We start from the raw sequence: 25,758 nt of genomic DNA on the forward strand, positions 1-25,758 counted from the left end.
TCAGAGAATATAAAAATCGTTTTTTGGTTCTGGTTTTTCAGTTTTCCCCTCATTTAATAAATCTTTTATATTCATTTCAATAGTTTGAGCAATGGTGGTTACAGATGTATCACTGGGGCGGTTTTTAAACGGATCCTGAAGATGATAAGCCGTTTTTTCCAACAAAAAGAAAATTGATGAAATAATAATTAATAAAGGTATTTCAAAAATAGCATTAATTTCACCTAAAGAGATAGAAAGTACTATTACGAAAACGTAGATGGCAAAATGTAAAAATTTACGATAGGTGACAGGAAAAACTGTCGAGTTTATTCTTTCAGCTTTACCCATAGAGTCACAAAGACGTACTAAGGTGTTATCCAATTGTTTATGGCTAAAAATATCAGTCTTTTGATTTTCACGTAAACGTTTAATTTCCTGTGCATTTAGTTGGATAATAGCCAATGGTATATTATTGTGTTTATGTAAACGTAAAATATCATCTTCCGAAATATATCTTTTAAGGTTACTCATAGGATCTAATCCACGTAATGTTTGTCCCAAAGAATAGCACCAGGCGATTTGCCTGTAAGCCATTTGATGTACCGCAGGTTCATCTTTCTCTATAAAAGTCTGAAGCTGAATTACCCAGCTTCGGGAATCATTGACAATTGCGCCCCAAACCTTCCGGGCTTCCCACCACCTTTCATAAGACTGACTCATTTTAAATGATAACAGAATAGAAATAGCCGTCCCCAGAAACGCAGGTATTGTTAAAGGCATTTTAGGTAATGATTGAAAAAATGTAATAGTTAAATAGTGAGAAATACAACCCACAATAAATACATAAATAATTTCCATTTTTATCTTACTGACAATATAGGAAAAGGGAATTCTTTTATTTAAAAGCATGAATGATAGATAAGTGTATAATTATAAATAGTTCTTCAGTTGCTAAATACTGTTTGATAAATGAATAAATATTTGTTTATTAGAAAGCGGAACTTATCAAAATAAAATAAAAACATTAATCTATTAAAGTCAATACAAAAAACATACCCATATTATAATTTATGAAAAGAATATATAACTATTCGTTATCTTTGTTTAATATAGTAACAATTAAAATTCAGCCAAGTAATGAATATTTATACCTATGCCGCTATAGATATCGGTTCCAATGCCGTTCGATTGTTAATAAACACAATCTACGAAACACAGGACACGGTAACATTTAATAAAACCAGTTTAGTAAGGGTACCTGTTAGATTGGGAGAAGATGTCTTTACTAATGAAAAAATTTCCGAGAAGACTATAGGCAGGCTATCGGAGGCTATGACGGCTTACAAATTACTGATGAATGTGTATAATGTAGACTGCTATCGAGCGTTTGCTACTTCAGCAATGAGAGAAGCTAAAAATTCAAAAGAAGTTATTGAAGCTGTAAAAGAAAAAAGTGGTATTGAAATAGAAGTGATATCAGGTGAAGAAGAGGCAAAAATCATTTTTAGTTCAGAACTTAAAAATTTTTTAGAGTCCGATCATTTTTATTTATTTGTTGATGTAGGTGGAGGTAGCACAGAAATTTCTTTGCTAAATAAAGGAAAAGTATTAAACAGCCAGTCATTTCCAATAGGTACTGTGCGATTATTGGACGGCAAAATTAGTGAGAATTTTTTACACGAGACCGTAAAACCCTGGGTTACTAAAATTACTGCAGATAAACATGTAGAGTTGATAGGCTCAGGAGGGAATATTAATTATGTATTTAAAAATTCAGGCAAAAAAGAAGGGAAATTTCTTTCTCACTCATATATTCATCAACAATATGAATTATTAAAAAATCTTAGTTACGAGGAAAGAATTGAAACATTTAATATGAAGCCCGACCGTGCAGATGTTATTGTGCCTGCTTTACTCATTTATGATTCAGTGATGAAATATGCACATGCTACCCGGGTACATATTCCCAAAATAGGTGCTGCTGATGGAATGATTAACCTTATGTATAAAAGAAATAAAAATCAATAGTTAAAAAAGCCGGATATATTCCGGCTTTTTTTATAAACATACATTTTATTTATGGAATATTAAAAATTTTTAATCTATAGTAAAAGAGATAAATGTTTAACTTTGATATATAACTGAAATAATATGAAACGTATTCTTTTATTAACACTTTTATTGGTAACACATATTGCTATGTCACAAAAGTTTGATTACGACCAGAAATGGAAAGAAATAAATAAATTATCCCAAAAAGGAGAATTTAAATCTTTGCAGCCAAAATTAGATGAAATTTATGTTCAGGCTAAAAAAGATAATAATGTGGTAGAGATGATCAGTTCACTTTCCAAACAATGTGAAATACTATCGGTTACACAAGATAACGAATGGGAAGATCCTTATTATTTAGTTATACAAAAATTAAAAACAGAAATGAACTCTTCATCGGAGTTAGCTAAGGACATCTTAAAATCATTATTGGCAAAAACATATTATAAATACAAGATTAATACACAAGGAAGTAAAGAAAATATAACTGAAGCAGAAACAAAATCTGATGATATAAGTACTTGGAGTCCAAAGCAATTAGAGTTAGAAAGTTTGAGTTTATATAAACAGTCAATTCAAAACAAACAGCTATTGCAAAATCAGAAAACAGAAAATTGGAAGAGATTGCTAACTACGGATCAGGACCTTTACCTGTATCCTACATTATATGATGTTTTAATGAGTCGTTATATAAAAGCACTTGGCGAAAACAATCGGGATGCTATATATTACAACTCTGTTTCGAAAAATAACTCTTTAAAAAAAACTCAGCAGGAACTTATTTCTGATTTATTAAAATTTCATCAAAATGATACAGATAAATCTGCCTATTTAAACTTTAAAAGAATAGAAATAACAGAATTATCCGGCTCTGATAGAACTTTAGAACAAAAAGCCAATGATTTAATTGAACTGGCTAAATTATATTCTGCTGAAGAATATTCATCTTATTTGTATTATTCAGCAGCTCAATTATTTGTGGGTTCAGATAAAAAGAAAGCATTGAAAATATGCAGTAATATAAATCTATCCCATAAAAACCGTTGGAATACTAATTGCAAAAGTCTTCAGGAAAGCATTACTAGAAAGGCAGTAAACCTGACCTTAGATCCTGAATTGTTACCTGATGAATATATTCCGCTTAAGGTCGGAGCTACTAACGTTAGTAAAATTTACTATAGAATACGTAAAGCTGATTTGAAAGAGTATGAAAATAAGAAAGAAGATGATTGGGTAATTGAAAATAATGGGATTTTTTCTTATACAGGCAATAAACAAATTCGAGAAGGAGTATGGGAGTTACAAACATTTGATGATTATGAATCCCATTCAACGGTTGTTAAGCTAGATGGATTGCCTCAGGGAAATTATGAGCTTGAATATTCGTTCTATCCGGATTTTACAAAAAAAGATAAAAATGACGTACATCCGGAAAAAATATATTTTATGGTACACGACTGGACCATGGTGAGATTAAATGAAATATCGGTATCTCTGTTCCAGCTGCTGAATCGGAAAACAGGAAAACCTTTATCAAATTTATCTGTTTCTATTTATAGCTTGGAAAATTCTCAAAAACTTGTAAAATCCGAAAATGTAAAAACCGATACAGATGGATTTTTTACACTGAAAGCTCAAAATTATAACAACAGATATCTATTGAATCCGGAATCCGGTTCTTTTATTGAAATTAATTCAGGTTATTACGGATGGAGAAGTAAATCAGATGAAGATGAAGAAACCATCACTAAAAAAAGTACTATTTTTACCGATAGAGCAATCTACCGTCCGGGGCAAAAAGTATACTTTAAAGCTATTTTATATAACCAGAAAAAAGAACAATCTCTTATAGCTAGCAATAGACAAGTTACCATATCCTTGCATAATGTAAACTCTGAAAAAGTAGCATCGTTGCAGTTGGTCTCTAATGAGTACGGGAGTGTTTTTGGGGAGTTTATTATACCCGAAGGTGGTATTACAGGTAATTATTTTCTAGAATCCGATTATGGCTTTAATACACAAAATATATCAGTTGAAGAGTATAAAAGACCTAAATTTCAAGTAACTATAGAGCCGTTGGCAGGAGATTATACTTTGGATAATAAGGTAAGAATCGAGGGTAAGGCTCTTTCATTTGCCGGAGTTCCTATTTCAGGATCTAAAGTAGTATATAGAATTGAACGAGAAGAAATTTTCCCATATTTCAGAGGCTATTTTATCCCTTATCGTTCTCAACCGGAAACTATAGAACAAGGAGAAACAGAAACTGATGACAAAGGAAATTTTAAAATTTCATTTTTAGCAAAATCCAAGGAATTAAAAAAAGCGAAGGAGTACAGAACTTATACCTATATTCTTTATGCGGATGTAACGGATGTTAACGGAGAAACGCATACGGGAGAATCCAGAGTTACAATAGGCGATTTACCTAAAAAATTAGTTCTTACCCTTCCGGAAGTATCACTACAAAAAGATTTTACTAGTATTGGTATAAGCTCTATGAATCTAAACGGGGGAAAATCTCCTGCTCAGGGAAAAGTTACTGTAACCAGACTACTGTCACCCTCAAAAATTATTTTGCCGAATAAAGTAGATTTTGTTCCTGATTATCAGCTATATGATCCTAATTTGTTTAATCAGTATTTTCCTTATTTACCTTATTCTAAAGAAGAACAAAATCCTCAATTCTGGAAAAAAGACAAATCAGTAGTCTATAATTTCGATACCCATCAATCAGATTCGATCAAATTATCAGGTTCGCTGGCTCATGGTTTTTATTTAGTGCAAGCTTATACTATGTTCGGACAGGACTCAATTAAGACTCAAAAAGTTATTGAAATCCGGGAAAATAATACTTTAAAATCTGCAAACAATATATTTTATTCAGTATTACCATCCAAGCCTGGTTTTAAAGTGGGAGAAAAAATTGAAATCAATTTTATTTCCAATCTGAAAGAAGCAACAGCTGTACTTCATTTAGAGAGCGGAAGACAATGGATTTTACACAAAGTGATTCCTATTAAAAATGGTAAAGCAACCTATACACTTATAGCAGAAAAGGAGTTAATAACAAATGGATTATTTGCATATTCATATTTGATTGGTGAAAATGGTTATAAAGCCTCTGCATTTCAGATAAATGTAACAGAAGAACCCAAAGATCTGAAAATTTCAACTAAAGTTTTCAGAGATAAAATAAGACCTGGAGAAAAAGAAACCTGGGAGCTTACAATAAGTGGAAAAGATAAAGATAAGATTACAGCTGAAGTTCTTGCAACTCTTTATGATGCATCATTAGATCAGTTTAAATCTAACTCATTTACATTTTCCCCATGGTCCTATAATGCGTATGGAATTTTATACCATAATAATAGAATAATCGGATATAATCCGGTATACTCAAGTTTATGCCAGCAGGTGGACTATCGTAGCTATAAATATCCTCAAAAAACGGATTTAAAAGATATATCCATAGTTTTTGGAAACGCTATGAATGGTTTAGAGCTTGTAAGAATGTCGGCAAGTCCTGTTTCATCTAAAATTATGACAACTGACGATGTTGGCATGGCACCTCTGGCTGAACAATCTGAAAATCAGGAATATTTAGAAGCTAATCTTGATGTTTCAAATACTGGGAGAAAAAATTTAAAACAAAATGAACTTGAAACGATAAAAGCGAGAACAAATTTAGGAGAAACGGCTTTCTTTTTCCCTAATTTATATACGGATAAAAATGGTGAAGTCAAGTTTAGTTTTACTTCACCAGAAGCTCTTACTCAATGGAAACTACTAATTTTAGCACACACTCAGGATCTATATTCGGGAACGGCCCAGTTTTATACACAAACCCAAAAAGAGTTAATGGTAGTTCCAAACGTCCCTCGTTTTTTAAGAGAAGGAGATGAACTAATAATAAGTACAAAAATCAATAACCTGGCAGATAAAAACTTAAACGGGCATGCTCAATTGTTTTTATTTGATGCCGTAACCAACAAACCAGTTGATACAGAATTTTTTAATCAGCAATCTCAGCAGCTATTTAGTTTAAAGTCTTCCGATAATACTGAAGTAAGTTGGAAGATTAAAGTTCCGGCAGATATTCCGGCTGTTATTTATCGAATTGTAGCTACATCAGGAAACTATTCTGATGGAGAAGAAAGTGTTTTGCCTGTATTAACCAATCGAATGCTGGTTACCGAAACACTTCCTATATATATCAAAGAAAATCAGAAAAAAGAATTTAAGTTTGACAAATTATTGGATAATAAATCCAATACATTACAGAACTTTAATTTAAGTATGGAAATGACAACTAACCCTCTTTGGCTGGCTGTTTTCTCACTTCCTTACCTGAGAGAATATCCATACGAATGTTCAGAGCAGTTATTCAGCAGATTGTATGGAAATATCCTCTCTACCTATATTATAAACTCTTCACCAAAAATTAAAAAAGTATTTGATAATTGGAACTTACAAGGTGTAAATCTATCAAATCTGGAAAAAAATCAGGAGTTGAAAAATATTCTTTTGGAGGAAACACCTTGGGTACGTAATGCTGAAGATGAAACAGAACAAAGAAAGAGAGTTGCTTTATTATTTGATCTAAATAAAATGTCACAGGAAAATACACAAGCTCAGGATAAACTGATAAGACGTCAGAATACCGATGGAGGCTTTGCCTGGTTTGAAGGAGGAAATTCCAGTTCATATATCACAGAAACTATAATTTTAGGTTTTGGACAGTTAAAAAATATGTTAGGAAACCAATCGTCAGAATATCTGAATGGTAATCTTCAGAATATAATACAAAAAGCAATTCAGTATACAGATAGTCAAACCATAGAATACATAAAAAAACAGAAGAAAAATAAAAATAAGATTGATGGTAAAGACTTAATGCACTATTATTATGTAAGAAGTTTTTGGAAAGACCAATATAAATTACCTGTTGAAATATCAAAATATCTAAGTGATATCCATAAAGATATTTCTGTTTATTTTACTAACTATGATATGCAAAACAAAGCAATGACAGCAATAGTACTAAACAGATACGGTTATAAAAACTCTGCCCAGATCGTAATTAAAAATCTTAAAGAAACTTCTGTAGAAGCCGATGAAATGGGAATGTACTGGAAAAGTAATGTTCCGGGATGGCATTGGTATCAGACACCGGTAGAATCGCAGACAAAAGTAATAGAAGCTTTTGCAGAAATAACTCCTCAGGACATTAAATTGGTGGAAGAAATGAAAGTATGGCTATTGAAAAACCGTCAGACTCACTCATGGAATTCAACAAAAGCAACTACAAATGCAGTATATGCCTTGATGAATTTTGGAAAAGACTGGTCTAATGCAGAAGAAGGAGTAAACGTTTTTGTAGGAAACACCCAATTTGTACCATCTAAGGATACTTCAGCCGAACAAGCATCCGGATACATCAAAAAATCATGGAATGCAGATCAGATAAATTCAGAAATGGGATTGGTAAAAATAGAAAAAACTTCTCCGGGAGTAGCTTGGGGAGGATTATATTGGCAATATTTTGAAAATTTGGATAAAATAACTCAGGCAGATTCAAATATAAAAATGCAGAAGCAATTATTTTTAAAAGTAAATACAGATAATGGTCAGCAGCTAAAAGAAATTTCAGATAAACAATCAATTAAAGTTGGAGATTTAGTCACAGTTAAATTGATTATCAAGGTTGACAGAGATATACAGTATATTCACATTAAAGATATGAGAGCTTCAGGATTTGAGCCAGTAAACGTACTTTCCGGATATAAATTTCAGAATGGAGCCGGGTATTATGAAAGTACCAGAGATGCAGCAACTAACTTTTTCTTTGAATATCTAAGAAAAGGAACCTATGTTTTTGAATATGATGTACGCGCCAATAATAAAGGAGAATTTTCTAATGGAATTACTCAGTTACAATCTATGTATGCTCCAGAAATGTCTGCCCATAGTAAAGGTATACGTATTGATATTCAATAGACTAATACAATAAATTAAAAAATGCCTGAATTTTCAGGCATTTTTTTATTAAAAACTAAACAAAACTTCAATAATTCAGAGATTTATACTTATTTTGCAATATAAATAATAAACTATGGAACCTTCAGTAGGAAATGAAAATTACAAAATAGGAAAACCATCACTATGGGCCAGACAATTTACGGATGATGAAATCAAGTCTTTTGTAGTTGATAGTGAATTTTCAAGAAAATGGTTAAATGAAGGTAGAGATTTTTGCTATCTTCTGGATAAAGTTGTTTATGCCAGTCAAGAAGAAGTTTCCGAATATTGTTGTGTTATATATACCTTAAACGAATCAGCAAATTTAGATAAAGCTTCGATTTATGAAGTTAATCTTGATGAAAATGAGGAATATGTAATACATCGCATAAGTGTTATCAGAGAGGGACAATTAATAGATAAAATACCCGATCTTAAAATCAAAGAGTTCGACGACGAAAATAATAGTGGAGGTGGAGTAATAAGCAGTGCGAAAAAAATTAATATTACAATTAAAGATTTACGTTTGTATGATGTTTTAATTTTAGAAGACACAAAGCGGAAAATATTAACAGATAAAGATTTTATTAAAAAAGAATTTTTCAGATATATATGGGTAAGTCCGGATTTGTACTGGGCATATGGACAATATAAATTTACTTTTATCAATGAATGTGAAAAAACGGTAGAGGTAAAGAAGAATTATTTCAGAAATAAAGAGAATACTCTGGAATCTAATCAGATAGTAAGCATTAATAAAGGGGAGAAATATGAATTTTATCATACCGATTATCTTAATTCGGTAGATTCAAGCCGGCAGATATTTCCATTTATTGATCTGTCAACCCAAAGCACCTGGCAAGAACTATCCAATTATATCTATCCTTTTTACAAAGAAGTTTATGAAAAAAAGAAATTGGAAGAATATGCTCCGGAGCTGGTTGAGAAATTAAATTTATTAGATAATAAGGATAAACAGCTACAGTTTGCTATAGACTATGTTCAAAATAATATCAATTATATCTTTAATGCAGTTGATATGAACGGTCACAAACCTCAGGAACCGGAAATTACATACTTCACTAAGCAAGGAGATTGCAAGGCTAAGTGCGTTTTGTTAAAAAATATTTTGGATTATCTGGATATAGAATCGTCAGTTATTTTAATAAATTACAATGTAGATTTTTATTTTAGAAATTATTTGCCTTCATTACTTACATTCAATCATGTTATAGTGAAAGTAAATTACAAAGGAGAAGAATATTTTATAGATGCAACAACGAGAGATGAATACGGAACTATTGAAAACCGTGGATTTTTATATTTCAAATATTATTTGGAAATAAATCCTGATCAGGATCTTAAAACCAGGACTTCTCATAAATTTAAAAAATACTGCATTGAAGAAACTGTTGAATTTAAGGTATCCCAAAATAAAGGAAATATAATTATAAATACAAAATATTGGGGTAATAGAGCAAACATGATGCGTAAATATTTTAAAAATACCAATAAAAGAGAAGTTATTGATAGCTGGAATAATTTTTTATTTTATACGCTTAATTATGTTAACGATCGTAAAGGAACAGATCCCCGAAAAATATTCACGACAGCATCTATAGATATTATTAATGATGACAAAGATGCAAACGAATTTAAAATATGCTATCAGTCAGATATAGCTGATCCGTACTATGTAAACAGTAAAAATAACCGGTTTTTAATGTATTTTGATTATAATATAGTTAAAAATCAGGTAAGAGATTATGTTCATGAAGATATACCATTCTGGATAGGTGCAGACTCTGAAAAATATGAAATTTCAATTGAAACAGATGTAAAGATTGATACGAAAGAAAAATACACCATACAGGAAGCAGAAATACACAATAAATACTTGGACTATACCTGCAAAAAAAATATTCGTAAAAATGGCGGAACAGTAACTATAGAATCTAATGTTGTTACAAATTTAGAATTAAAGCCAGATGAATTTGAAAGCTATCGTAAAGATCATGAAACCATAGCAGATAGTAATTTCGGTTTAGGTTTGGATATTGTAAATCAGGGATTTATGAATGGATTATTTTCATTATTCAAAAAATAATCATTCAGCAACAATATAAAATTTAAAATGTACAGATATTTTTTTATTTTATTGTTTATTATTTATGTCAATTCTTTTTCACAGATTAAACCTGATGCATTTTTTGAGCTTCAAAATGGAGATTTAATTTTTCAGGAATCCTGTGATAACGGTATGGGAGAAGCAATTAAGCAAGTAACTCAAGGAATAGATGGGTATAATTTTACACATGTCGGAATGGTATGGATAAACCCTTATTCACATGAAGTTTTTGTTATTGAAGCAACGCATCCAAAAGTTCGTGTTACAGCATTAAAAGATTATTTAGTACCTGAAGAAAAAATAAATTGTCCTCCCAGATCTGTTGTAGGTCGTTTAAAAGAAACGTATCAACCAATTATTCCTCAGGCAATTCAAGAAGCTTTACAACTCGTTGGTAAAGAATACGATGACGCTTTTGATCTCTCAAATGATCAATATTATTGTTCAGAATTAATTTATAAGGTTCTTTATTGTGCAAACAATCATATCGCTGTTTTTCCATTAAATAAAATGACTTTTAAGTCTTCGAAAAACGGTGAATTTAATTCCTTTTGGATTTCTCATTTTAAAAATTTGGGAATTCCAGTTCCAGAAGGAGAATGGGGTATAAACCCGGGAGCTATGTCTCAATCCGATGTACTAAACATTGTTTATTTTTATCAATAATAATTTTTTTATCCACAATATATAGTGTTGAAAATTATATCATTTTTTAAAAAATCAGGCAAATTGAACGATGCGAAAATAAATTTTCTACAGCCGTTTATCTGGTGTCTGGTTGGAAATATAAAAGAAAATATTAGAGATAATGAAAAGGGTTCTAAACACTTTTCTTCAGGAACTAGAGTATATTGTTTTCCTGAAAAATGGGGAGATGGATACAAAAAAATTAAAGTTTTAGGTAAACATAGAAAATGTAATAAAAATATTACAATAATTATTCCTGCAAATCATATCACAAATTGGAGACTAAAAAAAGTATACAAACCTTGGGTTATAAAAAGAATGGTAGCTCAAGAAGGATGGTCAAATAGAGATATTGACAAATCTAAAATAAAACAGATGTTGAGCTGGATATCATGAAAATTTTGAAAAATATGCTTTCTTAATAAAGAAATTTGTGTCAATTATATTAGTACAGATAAAATAAATATATTTAATTTTATTAAAGCCTTTTAATAGACAATATGCTGTATTGATTTAATTATATCTTATGTAAAAATAAATTTATTTTCCAACAACGAGTAAAGTTGTAAGTTTTCAAAAAATTATATAAATCAAAAAATCAAATTTCGATAGCTTTCGTATGTGAAAAAATCATACCTCTAAAACAACATAAAACAAAAATAAATAGTATTTTTAAGAAATCATTATGTAATGATTAAAATTCTAACTACAAAAATAAATTTATGAGTTTAATTGCTGTTACATTTGTTGTGCTCTTTAGTTTAATTGCTATTATTTATCTTACTTCAAAGCTTAAATTGAATGCTTTCGTTTCACTTTTTCTGGTATCATTGTTTCTTGCTGTTACGGTATTACCTGATACTGATATTCTCAAAACATTAAAAGACGGCTTTGGAACCACAATGGCGTCCATTGGTTTTTTGATCATATTTGGAGCTATTGTAGCCATAGTTATGGATAAGAGTGGAGGAGCATTAAGTATTGCAAATTACATTTATTCGAAAACAGGAAAAGATAAAGCTCCTGCTGCCATGGGATTAACAGGTTTTATTGCAGGATTGCCTATATTTTGTGATTCAGGATACATTATTTTAAGTGGATTGGCAAAATCATTCAGTGCTAAAACTAAAATATCAATGCCTTTTATAGCTGCAGTTATGGGTTGTTCTCTATTTGCCGTTCATTGTCTGGTACCCACTCATCCCGGAGCATTGGCAGCTTCCGAATCTATGAAAGTAAATATGGGTTATTTTATCCTTGCCGGTATTTTATTTGCAATACCCGGAGCTTTAGTTGCTTATTTCTGGATAAAATTTATGACACAAGGTAAAGGATATAAACCGTATCATGCTGATGAAAATGAAGAAGTTTCAGTAGATAAACTACCATCTGTTACTTTATCCTTACTTCCGATAGTAATGCCATTAATTTTAATAGCTGTTTCTTCTTTACTGAAAATATTTGAATTTAAAGATCAAAATTTGATTTTAAAGATAGTTCATACATTGGGGCAACCTGTATGGGCATTGCTCATAGGGGTAATATGCTCACTGTTCTTATTAAAAAATAAAAAAATAAATGAATTAAATGAAGTGTTTGAATCAGCAATTGAGAAAGCTGGTCCCATTTTAATTATTACGGCAGCAGGAGGAATGTTTGGCTTACTGATAAAAGAAACCGGAATAGGAACCGAGGCTGGAAAAATTTTAGGAGATAAAGGTTTGGGACTTTTAATTCCTTTTATTATAGCCGCTTTTTTAAAAACAGCCCAGGGCTCGTCTACCGTTGCAATAATCACAGCCGCATCTTTTGTAGAACCTATGCTGGTATCCTTAGGATTAAGCTCGGAACTAGGTAGATTATTTGCTACTTTAGCCATGGGAGCTGGATCAATGGTAGTGTCCCATGCTAATGATTCATATTTTTGGGTAGTAACTAAATTTTCTGAAATTGATACGGATGTTTCACTAAAAGTATATACATCAGCTACTCTTGTTATGGGAATCACTGTGTTTATTTGTATTTGGCTGGTATCGTTGTGTGTAATTTAAAACTAAGATTTTATGGATTCAAAAACTATAGTAAAAAAAATATTTGATTCAGGAGTTAAAAGTGTTTTACCCGATCATATGCTTACGAATTCCGTAAGGATTAAAAATGAGCGTATGCACGTATCGGATTTAACGATTAACCTCTCTAATTTCAAACACATTTATATAATTGGAGCAGGTAAAGCAAGTGCTTTAATGGCTAAAGAAATAGAAAAAAAATTAGGGTCGAGAATATCTGCAGAGCATATTATAGTTAAATATGGTCATTCGTGTGATCTTCAATATGGTCAAATAACAGAAGCAGGTCATCCGGTGCCGGATGCAAATGGATTTCAGGCTACTCAGGAAATTGTAAAAATATTAGATGAGGCTAAGAAAGAAGATTTAATAATCTGTTTATTATCCGGAGGAGGATCTGCTTTGTTGGCTGATTGTCCCGAAGGAGCATTACCCGAAGATTTAGTAAAACTTAACCAGCTTTTATTGATCAGCGGTGCAGATATACATGAAATGAATGTGGTACGTAAGCATCTTTCTAAGGTAAAAGGCGGTCAGTTAGCCAAAACAGCATTTCCAGCAACTTTAGTAAGTTTAATTTTATCAGATGTAATAGGTGATTCTTTAGATATTATAGCCTCTGGCCCTACTAGTGCAGATCATTCAACTTTTTCAGATGCATGGAAAATTCTTGAAAAATATAATTTGGTACAGGAAATACCTGTTTCCTTGAAAGACTATCTTCAAAAGGGATTGGCAGGAATAGTAGAGGAAACTCCTAAAGAAGGAGATGCTTTATTTCAAAATGTACACAATTTTATTATAGGTAGTAATACACTGGCTTTAAAGGCTGCTTATAAAAAATGTTTAGAACTTGGTCTGGATGCAGAAATTATTACCTCTGAATTACAAGGAGATGCGGAATTAGCAGCTCAGCAAATTGTTAACCAATCATTGGAAGTACAAAAGCAACTGCTTAAAGGGGAAAGAAAAGTTTTACTTTATGGAGGAGAAACTACTGTTCAGGTAAAAGGAAAAGGGCTGGGTGGAAGAAATCAGCATCTGGCACTTTGTGCAACCATATTATTATCCGGTAAAAAAGGAATAACTATTCTTTCTGCAGGTACTGATGGAAATGATGGACCTACTGATGCAGCCGGAGCCATTGTTGATTATACAACCGTTGAAAATGCAGGTAGAAAAAAAGTAAATATAAACTATTATAAAGAGAATTTTGATTCCTATCATTTTTTCAAAGAAGTTGGAGGACAGGTAGTCACTGGCTCCACACTTACTAACGTTATGGATTTGATTGTAGTATTGATAAATGCTCAATAGATTTAGAATCTTAAAGTTCAATTATTTTTTCAAATCTTTTGTGTATAAAGCCCTCTGAAATATTTTCCAGGGGGCTTTTGTATTGAAGTTAAAATAAATTAGTAATTAATAAGTATTAAAACGGATAGGGATTTTATAATGAGTTTGGACAGCTTTACCATTATCTGTATCGGGTTTCCATTTTTTTATTAGCTTTAAAACTCTTATTACTTCTTCTCCACACCCATCTCCAATATCCCTAATTATCTTAATATTAGAAATAGTTCCGTCCTTCTCAACTACAAACTTGACAAGGACTGTACCCTTAGTTTTTTTTTCAATAGCTTTTATAGGATAATTTAAATTCATTTCTATAAAATTTTGAAAAGCCTTGGTGCCTTCTAAATTTGCAACTCCAGTAAAAACTTTATTTTTATCATGAATATTAACCATGGGTATTGAACTAGGGATATCTTTGATATTTGTAAATTTACCATCTAACAAAGAAATGATTCCTGTCTCATCATCTAAAGAGGCGTAAGCAGTATCATTATTTTCATTATAAAATATTAGATCGTATTTTGCAGGAACAAACACTTTCCCATCTTTACTGATCAGTCCGTACTTTCCTCCATTTATAAAACGGTATAGATTTTTATTAAAACTATATATATTATCAAATTGAGGATTAATAGAAATAGAACCATTTTCTTTTATTACTCCAAATTTGTTGTTTACAACTATTAGGTAAGAAGTATCATCTAATAATTGAATATTATCATATTTCGCTGAAGCAACAATTTCTCCATTGAGATTTAACAATCCATAAAAATTATCTTTTTTGGTAATAGCTAATCCATAAGAAGGATTGTAAATTTTATCCAAAAAAGGAGATAAAACCTCCTTTCCATATTTATCTATTAACCCGTATTTTCCTTTTTTAACTACAATAAAAAGAGGACCATTAAAATGTTTAATTTCTTCATATGAAAGAAATGTTTTTTGTTTAGCGGGGAGAATGATAAAGCACCATTTAAATTTCTTTTTTGCTAAAGCAACCTGTTCATCAGCAAAATATTTAATATAATCATACGTAGGAGAAATTATTATTTTATCTTTATGAGTAATAAGTCCGTATTTTCCTTTTTTAGAATTATAATTGATTATAACATCATACTTATCAAAAGTATTCTTTTGACCATAAGTTATACAGGAAAGCAATAAGGCAAGAAAAAAAGAGTGTAATAATCTCATAAGTAAATTTAATTTATTAGTAAAATTATAAATATAAATCGTTTTATAACATTAGTACTCTCTTAGAATCTACACATTTATACATAAAAAAGAAAAATGTAATTTTACAATCACTAAATGAATAGTAAAATGGATGTACGAACAGTAAATGTTAGCAGGTATGTAACACCTTTAAGAGAGGGAGGCTCGTTGCCTGCTTTGGCAGAAGCAGATGATGGTTTTAAATATGTTATAAAATTCAGAGGAGCAGGACATGGCAGTAAAGCCTTAATTGCAGAGCTAATTGGTGGAGAAATTGCCCGGTATTTGGGTTTACGTGTTCCCGAAATTGTTTTTGCCAATCTGGATGAAGCTTTTGGAAGAACAGAGGCAGATGAGGAAATACAGGATTTACTAAAAGCAAGTCGTGGATTAAATCTGGGTTTACATTTCTTATCAGGTGCTCTTACCTATGATCCGGCAGCATTTAAAGTTGATGAGAAACTTGCTTCTGAAATAGTTTGGTTGGATGCTTTTTTAACTAATATAGATAGAACGGTCAAAAATACGAATATGCTGATGTGGCATAAAGAATTATGGCTAATAGATCAAGGAGCAGGTCTATACTTTCATCATTCCTGGATTAACTGGGAAAAACTTGCAATAACTTCATTTCCTCAAATTAAAGATCATGTATTACTTCCTTATGCAAGTTGTTTGGAAACAGTAAACGAAAAGTACAAAAAAGCTCTTAGTGAAAATGTTTTTACAGAAATACTCTCCCTTTTACCTGATTCCTGGCTGGATTGGGATGATGAAATTGAGACAAAAGAAGACATAAGAAATACGTATTTACAATTTCTTACCAGTAGATTATCTAATTCAGAAGTATTTATAAATGAAGCAAAAAAATCAAGAAATGCACTTATATGAATATGCGACCATACGTTTTTTACCTTTAGTAGAACGTGAAGAATTTATAAATATCGGTGTAATTTTATTTTCCAAGCAAACAGGGTATATCAGAATTAAATATCAGGTAAACGAAGAAAGAATAAAGAATTTTTCAACTATAGAAAAATTAGACTTAAGCAAAATTTATTCTATGTTGCATGCATTCGAACTAATTAGTCAAGGAAATAGAAAAGGAGGAAAAATTGCTCAGTTATCAGTCCCTGAAAGATTCAGATGGCTAACTTCTGTAAGAAGTACAACAATTCAAACTTCTAGGCCACATCCCGGATTTTCTGAGAATCTGGAAAAAACTCTTGATATTTTATTTTCAGAATTAGTTTTATAAAAAAATTAAGTCTTATATTTTAATTATAAGACTTAACTTTTCAGGACAACCCTAAGAGTTGGCCTTAAACAACAATTTACTCTCGTATTCAAATATAGTCATTTTATTTATAAATTTTAATAATAATTTAAGTAAATGCTCAATTAAACTATAAATAGTAAAGACACTTTTTGTTACAAATTATTTAATAAAAAAGGCCTTGTTTAAAATAAACAAGACCTAAGGTTTTTAAAGGTTTAAACAGTTATTATTGGAAATAACATAATAATCTAATTTATTTAAATAAGATTACCATAAAGCAAAAATAATAATTTAATTTAAAATAAAAAGAATAATATGATAAAATTTTATTTTTTCTAAACGTAAAGATATAAATTTCAATTATTAATTTGATATTGGTATACAATTAATCGTATATATATAATATGTATTTATTTTTAACTATATACTTGCTATAAGAAAAATTTAAATATTTTATTTACTCCTGTAATGGTAAAGGAAAAGAATATTATTGTAATTACAAGGAAAGGGAGCCAATAAATTAAATTTTGATTATCTATAGATATAAGTCTGTTTGTTAGTAGAAGTATGGCAGGGTGTATATAATAAATAGCAGAGGATAAATCATTTAATTTATATTCTTTATCCACGGTTTTAATTTTGCCTTTGTTCAATAAGAGAATAAAAATTAAAGGACATAATATGAATGCAGATAAATAGATATCGTAATACTGAACTAGAGTTGTGTAATAATACGTTTCTATAATTAATAAAATAAGGCACAGTATAATTAACAAATATATTATTTTATAATTTTTAATATTTATTTTACGTATTAAAAATCCTAATGTAACATAAGGTAGAGCAAAAAAAAGAGAATTCCTGAAAATATAAACCAATACTAAGTTTCCAGCTCCAAACTTAAGCTGGATAAGATAACCGGTAATAAAAAGAATACTAATTATAGTTACTATTATATAAACATTTTTTGTGCATTTACAGATTAAGTAAAGAATCAAAATAGCTCCAATCAGAGAAGATAAATACCATAAATGATAAAAACCGAATATAAGATTTAAAATAAGCAGAAGCTTATTGGGTTCATCATTCCAAGGCATCCACGGGAGATAAAATAATGTCCATACAATATAAAGTTTAAATATTCGAAAGATGTATTTAAAAGTCTTTTTATCATCTGAAATAGATAAATAATAACCATTAATAATAAAAAAAGCTGGTACACCTAATTTAGCTATTCCAGATAATTGCCAAATAAAAAAATAACTTATTTTTGACATATATTCTGAATAATGTTGATTATCGTATATTATAGGAATTATAAAATGTAGGTATATAATCAATATGCTCAGGATGATTTTATAGTAGTCTAAAGTTAAATTTCTCTTCAAGTTTTAATATTTAATATAAATTATATTTTTTTAAATGAGAAACAATATTACAAAAATCCTATTACAAAACACAAAAAATAATGGTTACGTCTTATTTGAAATATTTATCATAGCTGATTAAAATGTAAATCATTTAACTTTTTATGTATTTTTGTATAAAGAAACTTATTTTTTATGAAAAATATAATTTTTGTTTTAATATGTCTGATGCAAATTCATCTTTTTGCACAGGAAAAGAAAGTATATGTAAGAGGTGGTCAGAAAATAGATGTAAGTTTAATTGATGAAAATGTTGGAGACAGCATTCGTATTAATAAAATTTTCCAATTTAAAAATGACACGAAAAGTACTTTTATCAAAATTTTAAATTTAGAAGGTAAAACGTATGCACAAGGAATAAGTGAATATGTAATTCTGGATTTTAACAGTAAAAAAGGAGGGGATCTTCATCGAAAGGTTGAGAACCTGACTAATATAAAAATTGAAAATGGTAAATTTTCATCAGATCAGCTTAAAAAACTTTCCTTTGTATATCTAAAAGAAAAAGAGGTTAATTATGGAAAATCTAAACCTCCTATTAAAATAATGATGTGTTCTACAGGTAAAAACAATGTAACCACATGTAGAATTAATGATGATGATGTGGATATAACTCCGGAGGAGTTTGCCGGGAAATATCCACAGACAGCTTTTATTCGTTTAGGGTATGATGACTTAAAAGATAAAAAACCGAAAGAATTGAGTTTAATGAGAAAGGAAATTTTAGCCAGGTATGGATATCGTTTTTCAGAAGAATCGGATGCTAAATATTTTTTTAGTCAGAATTGGTATGAACCTATAGTAGATAATAAGCTTATAGAGCTTAATGATTTAGAAAAAGATAACATGAGTATGATTTCTCTTTTTGAGGGAAATTTTCAGTATAAAAATCTGAATAAAAGTTCTTATGGGCATATTTTTCCTATTGAGACTTCCAGCCAGACATTGTACGATGCAAGCTCACTGAAAAGTGTTAAATATATGAAACAAGATTCTGTAGTAGGAAGTAAATGTACTTTTACCGAATACAATAAAAAAGGGATTGCAATAGCCAAACAGAACTGTATGATTAATGAAAATCAGTACGTCAATTATTTTAAAAACGAAATGGTTGTGCAGAATATAGATCAGTTAAATGATACCTTTTTTTATTATCAGGAAAACGGCCTGCCATATAAAACGGTAAAGCTTGATTATAAGGTTGGTACAACTGAAGAATGCCTTTATACGTATGATTCTGAAGATAATGTGATTAAAAAAGAAGTTTATCAAAACAATGATTACAATAGCACGGTATATTATGATTATGATTCAGAAGGGAATTTAGTAAAAGAGTATTTTAAGGATGAAAAAGGTAATGAGCAGATGCCGATTGAATATTTTTATGATTCAGATAATGTCAACACCGGTTTTTTACGTAATAATGATATAGAATGTGAATATTCCTTTAATGATCAAAAAGATATTATTACTGAAACTCAATGTTTTAAAAAGGTTAACGGAGAAAAGTTATTAAGAAGTAAAACAATAAGGAATGTATTGGAAACTTTACGCGGTAAACAAAGAAAAGTTATTTCTTTCAAGCTTTCAGAGGTAGAAAATAATAGATATGGTTTTTCTGTGACTGAGATAAAATATTACTAAATATAAGGTATATAGAATATCTGTTAAAATGAAATAAAAGCAGGATTACTTATTGTAATCCTGCTTTTTGTTTAGCGTACCTGGCTTATAGTAAAAAAGGTACTTGTAGATGAATTTTTTAGTAAGTTGATGGTTACAGTGGATTGTAGTGCAAAGAAAATTTTATCTCCCTGTTCAAGCCTGACTAATGTTTTTGTTTGTCTGGTAGGAGGAGAAACATCCACATTTAAAGCTAACAAACTTATATTTATGCTTTGATATGTATTTTCTGCTAAAAGAGTAAGAACGTTATTTTTATCAATTTTAAAAATTCCTACCCCTATGCTTTGTGCACTTAATAGTGTATTTAGTTCGTATTGTACATAAATATCATAAATACCATCCATAGGAGCAGTAAAACAATAACTTTCGGAATCTGGAGAATTGGTGCTGTTATAGTCGTTATTATTATCCAGGTCGACAAAGTCAAAAGCTATTTTTTTCCAGTTTGGAAATAGGTTTAATGATCCAGATAAAATGGCTGTTTTTGTATTTCCTCTTCCTCTTACGTAGCTCAGACCCTTTTCCGAATTAATTTTAGCATCAATCAGATTATTTATATGATTAGTTATATCAACACTTTTTTTTACAATATTAATTATTGTACTGTCACTCTGTCTCAATACTTTATAGCTATATTGAGCACTGACGAGGCCATTTTCACCCATAACCATTATTTTGGTATACGTAGGTTCGGAGCTTTTAAATCTGGAATTTTCAGATGTGGGGGATGAATAATCCCTTATACGGATTCTTCCGTTAATATCCAGCATAACACCAGGAGTGATAGAGTCTGTGTTAATTCCTACCTGGCTGTACAGAATAGTTGTAAACACCAAAAAGGTGCTTACGAATAAAGTTTTTTTCATGTTAATTTATTTTACTAATTAAATGCTTAAATATATTAATTTTTTATTATAATATAAATCAAAATTATTTTATTTTTGATATAAAAATATATTATAATAAATAGTTAAGAGATAATTAAAAAATTAAATATAAATTTTTTCAGCTATAAATAAAAAATATATTAGTAATAAATATTCTATGCTCTCAATTTTTTAACTATCATATTTAGTTGTATATAGTATTATTTGGTTTTATATAAATCTAGAAAAAATTGTTTGTAGCTTGATGATACTTCAATTTCAGTTAAATCATTTAAAGTTATATATCCTCCCGAAGATTTATGATATGATTTAATGAAATTACAGTTGATTATATGTGACTTATGAACCCTTATAAAAGGATAGGAAAGAATTTCTGAAAAATGTTTTAAAAATCTGCAGACCATTTTTTTGCTGCCATCTAACAGGTAAATATCAGTAAAATTGCCATTACCTTGAAGACGTAAAATATTTCCGGCTTTAATTATTTCAAAACCTTCCAATGTAGGAAGTATAATTTGATGGTTTTCTAGTTTAGATTCTTTAAAGTTTTCTACAATAATCTTATTTCGGTTGAAAATTTCCTGGTTTATGATTTGGTTCTGTACCTTATTAACGGCTTGTATAAGCTCATCAATACTTATTGGTTTCAAAAGATAATAAGCAGCACTCTGATTTAATGCCTTTAATGAATATTCTGAAAAGGCTGTAACAAAAATAGTCTCAAAAACTAGTTCTTTACATGCTTCTAAAACATCAAAAGCATTTCCATACGGCATTTCTACATCCAGAAATACCAATTTAGGTTTAATTTCATGTATCAATGATATTGCTTCTGAACAATTTTTTGCAATACCTGTAATTTTAACTTGTGGACAGTATTTAAACAAATAGTTTTTTAAAACTTCCTGAGCTGATATCTCATCTTCAACAATAACACTTTCAATAGTCGAAATCATAGTATAAAGTTTTATTATATTAAAAAAATTTAGCCATTAATTTATTGTGTAGAATACTTATTTCTTTATTAATGGTATTGTAATTTCTGTGGTTACACCTGTAAGTACTTCATTTTCATAAATATTAATTTGAATATTGCTATTGTGTAAATCATTTAACAATTTAATGCGATCCATAATATTATTTAATCCTCTTGAATTATATATTTTTTGATTCTCAGTTTTAAGAGATTTGCTTTTTGATAGACCTATACCGTTATCTTGAATTTTAATTTCAAGTTGATTATCTTTTAAAGTAAAAGTAATGATTATTGAACCTTTTCCTTCTTTATAACGTAATCCATGCCAGATAGAGTTTTCCAGATTAGGCTGTATTATCATATTGGGAATGTATATACATTCAGTATCTAATGTTGGGCTAATATTTATCTTGTAAGAAAATTTATCATAAAATCGAAGCTTTTCCAAATCAAGGTATTCTTTAATTAATTCTAATTCAAGGCTAAGCTTAATAAAATCATTATTTGAATTATCCATTATTGTACGCATAAGTTTAGAATATGAAGTCAAATACTTATTAGCCTTTAATTCATCATTTTCAGATATAAATAAATTAATACTATTTAAACTGTTAAATATAAAATGAGGATTCATCTCTCGTCTCAAAGATTGTAATGCAATTTTTTTATTCTTTTTTTTAATAGAAAATAGTGTTTTGATTATGAAAAAAGTAAAAATAAATACAAGCACTAAAATTCCTGTCAAAATATAAGTAAGCAGGTTTTTTTGTTTAATTAATTTATCTTTTAAGACTTTTTCTTTTTCGAGCTGATGAATTTTTGTTTCATTTACTTCGAATAATTTGTTGTCAACTAAAGAACTGTCTATAGCAATTAGCTGTGGTAATTTTGAGAGAAAATCACTAAATAATACATAGCTTTTTTTATAATTATTTTGCGTTTTAAAGATAGATATAAGTTTTTCAGCACAGTTTCCCGCCTCGATAGTATTTCCAGTTTGCATAGCAATTTCAAATGCTTGATGTAGCTGTTTCTCGCTCTCTGCAACTAGCCCGGATTTAATATATAAATCTGATAAAATTTTTCTTTGTTCAATCTCTGTTTGAGTATCTTTATCTTTAAGAGCTTCCTCTAATAATAATAAATTTATTTCAATAGATTTATTTATTTGATTATCAATATAATATATATTAGATATTTTTCTTTTGATTTTGGAAGCTTCTTTACTGTTCGTAGTACTTTTAAGAGCATTTTCTAAATTTACAATAGCATTTTTATTCTCTTTTTCTTTCAGATTTATGTTAGCGAGTTGTTGTAAGGAATTAACTTTCTCTTCAAATAACTTTCCTTTTTCAGCTAATACGATATTATCTAAAATTAATTGTTTTTGAGCCATAGGGTTCCCGGTTTCTTTTAATCGGTTTACATCATTAATATTTAGTTTCTGTGTAATATTGTCTGAGGAATATTTTCCGGCTTCTTCATATTTATTAATAGCTTTAGTATTATCTTTATTTAGTTCAAGAATATGAGCCATTTTTCTACTTATAGCAGAAACTTTAATATTATTTTTATTAATTAAATATAGATTTCTAGCTTTTTCCAGATAATTTAAAGCCTTTGCATAATCATTAGTTTTTTCAAGTTCATTAGCTAGATTTTCATATTCATTTGCAATTCGATTATTATCGGAATTGTTCGTTAATACTTTAGATAATTTTTTAGCAGATTCATTTAATAACTTTTTTTGATATAAGGAATCCTGAGAGTAGCTAAAATTAAAATATCCTAAAATAGTAATAAAAAATATGAGTTTTAAATTCATAATTATTTAATATATATATTTTTCAATGTAAATTAAAATAAATTTGATCATTTTATTTTAACATTTCACCCATTCATATCTCTAGTATACCCATTAGCGCATAAAAAGGAAAAAATAAACTAATAGTTTTGTTTTGTTATCAAATTATTTTAAATCTCTTTCATTGAATAATTTTAAGTTAAATTATCTGTAGAATCGAGATAAATATATTGATATACTAAAATAGTAAAACAATTTTTAATAATTTAAAATTATGGAATATTTAAAAATTTTATTTTTTATGACAGGAGCATTAATGTACGGCCAGAATACTTTTACAAAGGCTACGGTAAAATCAGTAAATGTTTATTATAACGTAGCAGAAATTTACCAGACAATTAAAACAGATGTACCCGAAGGAATATCTGAGATAGTAGTGAATAATATTTCCAATGAATTGATGGAGGAATCAATCCAGTTATCTCCATCATCAAATGCATCAATAATTTCAGTACAATATACTACAGATTATGGAAAAGAATATAATCAGAGCAATGATGCGGTAATGAAAATTCAAGATAGCATTAAAGAAATAGAGGATATAGTAGATAAATTAGATATCACCAAATCTACTTATTTAAAAACTATTGAATTGTTAGATAAAAACAAAGCAACGTATGAAATATCAACTACTGAAGGAATTAAACTGGATGTACCTGGTTTAATAAAACTTATAGATTATTATAATACGAAAAGAATCGAATTAAATGATAAAATATTTTTAATAGACAGACAAAAAGAACAATATGTTCTGACTTTAGATAAATTAATAAAAAAACGAAAATTAAATCCAGAAGAGCAAAATAAAAAATCAACTGGTAAATTAATTATCCAACTATTATCATCAAAAGCTGAAACTGTGTCGGTTGGTATTAAATATTTAACAAGTAATGCTTCTTGGTATCCCATGTATGATTTGGAGATTAAAGAAACCAATAAGCCAATAAATTTGGTTTATAAAGCAGTAGTTGCTCAAAAAACCGGAATTGAATGGGATAATGTTAAACTTACTTTTTCAAGTGGGAATCCTGATTTATACAATCAAGCACCAGTTCTTAAAGCCTGGATACTAAAATATGTAGACAGTGAATATTTAAAATCTTTACAAAGGGCTTTTAAAGATCAGGTTATGAAGTTAAATACAATTCAATCTATAATAGGTGAGACTAATTTAAAAAACGAAGAATACAATATAAATACAAGTATAAATGAAAACCAATTAAATATCTCTTTTGATGCCGATATCCCATATACTATAGCGTCTAATGGGAAACCATATAATATTCGTTTGGCGGAAAACTCAATGCCTGCTACATATAAATACTATGCAGTTCCAAAATTAGATTCAGAAGTATATTTAATGGCCGAAGTCAGTCAGTATTCCAACTATTACTTTTTAAGAGGAGAAGCTAATATTACGATTAATGGAGATTATGTTGGGAAAACTATTATTGATCCCAATCAGATTTCAGATGTATTGCATCTGAGCATTGGGAAAGATAAAAGAGTCAATGTTAAAAGAGAAAAGGTTAAAGAATTAACATCAACCAAACTATTTTCCTCGTATAATGAGAGTGTATTTACTTATGATATTTCAGTTCGTAACAATAAAAATACTGAAATAGCAGTACAACTAAAAGATCAATATCCACTAAGTAGTTCTAATGATATTACTATTGATTTGTTAGAAACAGATCATGCTAATGACAATAAAGAATTGGGGGTACTGACATGGATACTTAATCTGAAACCCAATGAAACTAAAAAAGTAAGAGTTAGTTATAAAATAAAATATCACAAAGATAAAGTGTTAAACTTGTAAGTAAAAATTTAAAAAGTCAATAAATAATTAAATTTATTGACTTTATTTATGAGAAATAATAAGTTAGTTTTAATAATTAATATTCTTTATTATTTTTTAATGTTAACTTATTATTTGAACGTATTCGATTTAAATAAGTCTTTTTAAATTAAACTTACTAAAATGCAATTTAATTCATAATTAATATTTTCTAGTCTAAGGTTAAACTTAATTAATATTAAGCTTATCTAATAAATTAAGAAAATATTAACACTGCTAAATTACACAAATTAATGATATAATAAAAAAAAAATATAGAAATCTTTTA

Annotated in this window: 17 protein-coding genes; 11 read left to right on the forward strand and 6 right to left on the reverse strand. The window is 29.1% G+C overall.

Features of this window, described 5'->3' with window-relative positions; genetic code table 11:
• A complete protein-coding gene (locus EQ921_RS13100) occupies window positions 1-891 on the reverse strand; it encodes a bestrophin family protein (RefSeq protein ID WP_128152368.1) in 891 nt (296 codons plus the stop codon).
• A gap of 228 nt (window positions 892-1,119) precedes the next feature.
• Between EQ921_RS13100 and EQ921_RS13105 the strand changes: the two genes are divergently transcribed.
• The 7 genes from EQ921_RS13105 (at window position 1,120) to EQ921_RS13135 (ending at window position 14,256) form a co-directional block, all read left to right on the forward strand.
• The gene (locus EQ921_RS13105; RefSeq protein WP_128331974.1) at window positions 1,120-2,010 is read left to right on the forward strand and encodes an exopolyphosphatase; all 891 of its coding nucleotides are present in this window, start codon (window positions 1,120-1,122) and stop codon (window positions 2,008-2,010) included.
• 123 nt (window positions 2,011-2,133) lie between these two features.
• Window positions 2,134-8,034 (forward strand): alpha-2-macroglobulin, encoded by a 5,901-nt coding sequence (locus EQ921_RS13110; protein ID WP_128331975.1) that lies wholly within the window; start codon window positions 2,134-2,136, stop codon window positions 8,032-8,034.
• Window positions 8,035-8,149: 115 nt separating this feature from the next.
• Window positions 8,150-10,162, forward strand: a complete 2,013-nt coding sequence (locus tag EQ921_RS13115; RefSeq protein WP_128331976.1) for a DUF3857 domain-containing protein — start codon at window positions 8,150-8,152, stop codon at window positions 10,160-10,162.
• 27 nt (window positions 10,163-10,189) lie between these two features.
• Window positions 10,190-10,849 (forward strand): YiiX/YebB-like N1pC/P60 family cysteine hydrolase, encoded by a 660-nt coding sequence (locus tag EQ921_RS13120; RefSeq protein ID WP_128331977.1) that lies wholly within the window; start codon window positions 10,190-10,192, stop codon window positions 10,847-10,849.
• A 63-nt stretch (window positions 10,850-10,912) separates the two neighbouring features.
• Entirely contained in the window at window positions 10,913-11,266 is a 354-nt protein-coding gene (locus tag EQ921_RS13125) for a hypothetical protein (RefSeq protein ID WP_128331978.1), read from the forward strand.
• A gap of 326 nt (window positions 11,267-11,592) precedes the next feature.
• The gene (locus EQ921_RS13130; RefSeq protein ID WP_128331979.1) at window positions 11,593-12,921 is read left to right on the forward strand and encodes a GntP family permease; all 1,329 of its coding nucleotides are present in this window, start codon (window positions 11,593-11,595) and stop codon (window positions 12,919-12,921) included.
• 12 nt (window positions 12,922-12,933) lie between these two features.
• Complete coding sequence (locus EQ921_RS13135; RefSeq protein WP_128331980.1) at window positions 12,934-14,256, forward strand: glycerate kinase; 1,323 nt, start codon at window positions 12,934-12,936, stop codon at window positions 14,254-14,256.
• A 105-nt stretch (window positions 14,257-14,361) separates the two neighbouring features.
• On the opposite strand, the gene EQ921_RS13140 is transcribed toward EQ921_RS13135, so the two are convergent.
• On the reverse strand, window positions 14,362-15,489 hold the full coding sequence (locus tag EQ921_RS13140) for a TonB family protein (RefSeq protein ID WP_128331981.1): 1,128 nt from the start codon (window positions 15,487-15,489) through the stop codon (window positions 14,362-14,364).
• A gap of 117 nt (window positions 15,490-15,606) precedes the next feature.
• On the opposite strand from EQ921_RS13140, the gene EQ921_RS13145 reads away from it, so the two are divergent.
• Both EQ921_RS13145 and EQ921_RS13150 read left to right on the forward strand, forming a co-directional pair.
• The gene (locus tag EQ921_RS13145) at window positions 15,607-16,401 is read left to right on the forward strand and encodes a HipA family kinase (RefSeq protein WP_221410499.1); all 795 of its coding nucleotides are present in this window, start codon (window positions 15,607-15,609) and stop codon (window positions 16,399-16,401) included.
• Window positions 16,367-16,768, forward strand: a complete 402-nt coding sequence (locus EQ921_RS13150; RefSeq protein ID WP_128331983.1) for a DUF3037 domain-containing protein — start codon at window positions 16,367-16,369, stop codon at window positions 16,766-16,768. Before EQ921_RS13145 ends, EQ921_RS13150 begins: the two co-directional genes overlap by 35 nt.
• Window positions 16,769-17,220: 452 nt before the next feature.
• On the opposite strand, the gene EQ921_RS13155 is transcribed toward EQ921_RS13150, so the two are convergent.
• Window positions 17,221-18,177: an acyltransferase family protein gene (locus EQ921_RS13155; protein WP_128331984.1), complete on the reverse strand. Its 957-nt coding sequence runs from the start codon at window positions 18,175-18,177 to the stop codon at window positions 17,221-17,223.
• 174 nt (window positions 18,178-18,351) lie between these two features.
• On the opposite strand from EQ921_RS13155, the gene EQ921_RS13160 reads away from it, so the two are divergent.
• Window positions 18,352-19,860, forward strand: coding sequence for a YARHG domain-containing protein (locus EQ921_RS13160; protein ID WP_128331985.1), 1,509 nt, complete (start codon window positions 18,352-18,354; stop codon window positions 19,858-19,860).
• Window positions 19,861-19,931: 71 nt separating this feature from the next.
• Here EQ921_RS13160 and EQ921_RS13165 read toward each other — a convergent pair whose 3' ends face one another.
• From EQ921_RS13165 to EQ921_RS13175, 3 genes are all read right to left on the reverse strand, one after another.
• Entirely contained in the window at window positions 19,932-20,768 is an 837-nt protein-coding gene (locus tag EQ921_RS13165; RefSeq protein WP_128331986.1) for a hypothetical protein, read from the reverse strand.
• Window positions 20,769-20,989: 221 nt separating this feature from the next.
• Window positions 20,990-21,745 (reverse strand): LytTR family DNA-binding domain-containing protein, encoded by a 756-nt coding sequence (locus EQ921_RS13170; protein WP_128331987.1) that lies wholly within the window; start codon window positions 21,743-21,745, stop codon window positions 20,990-20,992.
• A gap of 57 nt (window positions 21,746-21,802) precedes the next feature.
• Window positions 21,803-23,590 carry a histidine kinase gene (locus EQ921_RS13175; protein WP_128331988.1) on the reverse strand — a complete coding sequence of 596 codons (1,788 nt, stop codon included), beginning with the start codon at window positions 23,588-23,590 and terminating at the stop codon, window positions 21,803-21,805.
• Between the two features lie 253 nt (window positions 23,591-23,843).
• Between EQ921_RS13175 and EQ921_RS13180 the strand changes: the two genes are divergently transcribed.
• Window positions 23,844-25,451 (forward strand): DUF4139 domain-containing protein, encoded by a 1,608-nt coding sequence (locus tag EQ921_RS13180; RefSeq protein ID WP_128331989.1) that lies wholly within the window; start codon window positions 23,844-23,846, stop codon window positions 25,449-25,451.
• The last annotated feature ends 307 nt before the right edge of the window (window positions 25,452-25,758 follow it).

The organism is Apibacter sp. HY039 (assembly GCF_004023655.1).
Taxonomy (GTDB): Bacteria; Bacteroidota; Bacteroidia; order Flavobacteriales; family Weeksellaceae; genus Apibacter; species Apibacter raozihei.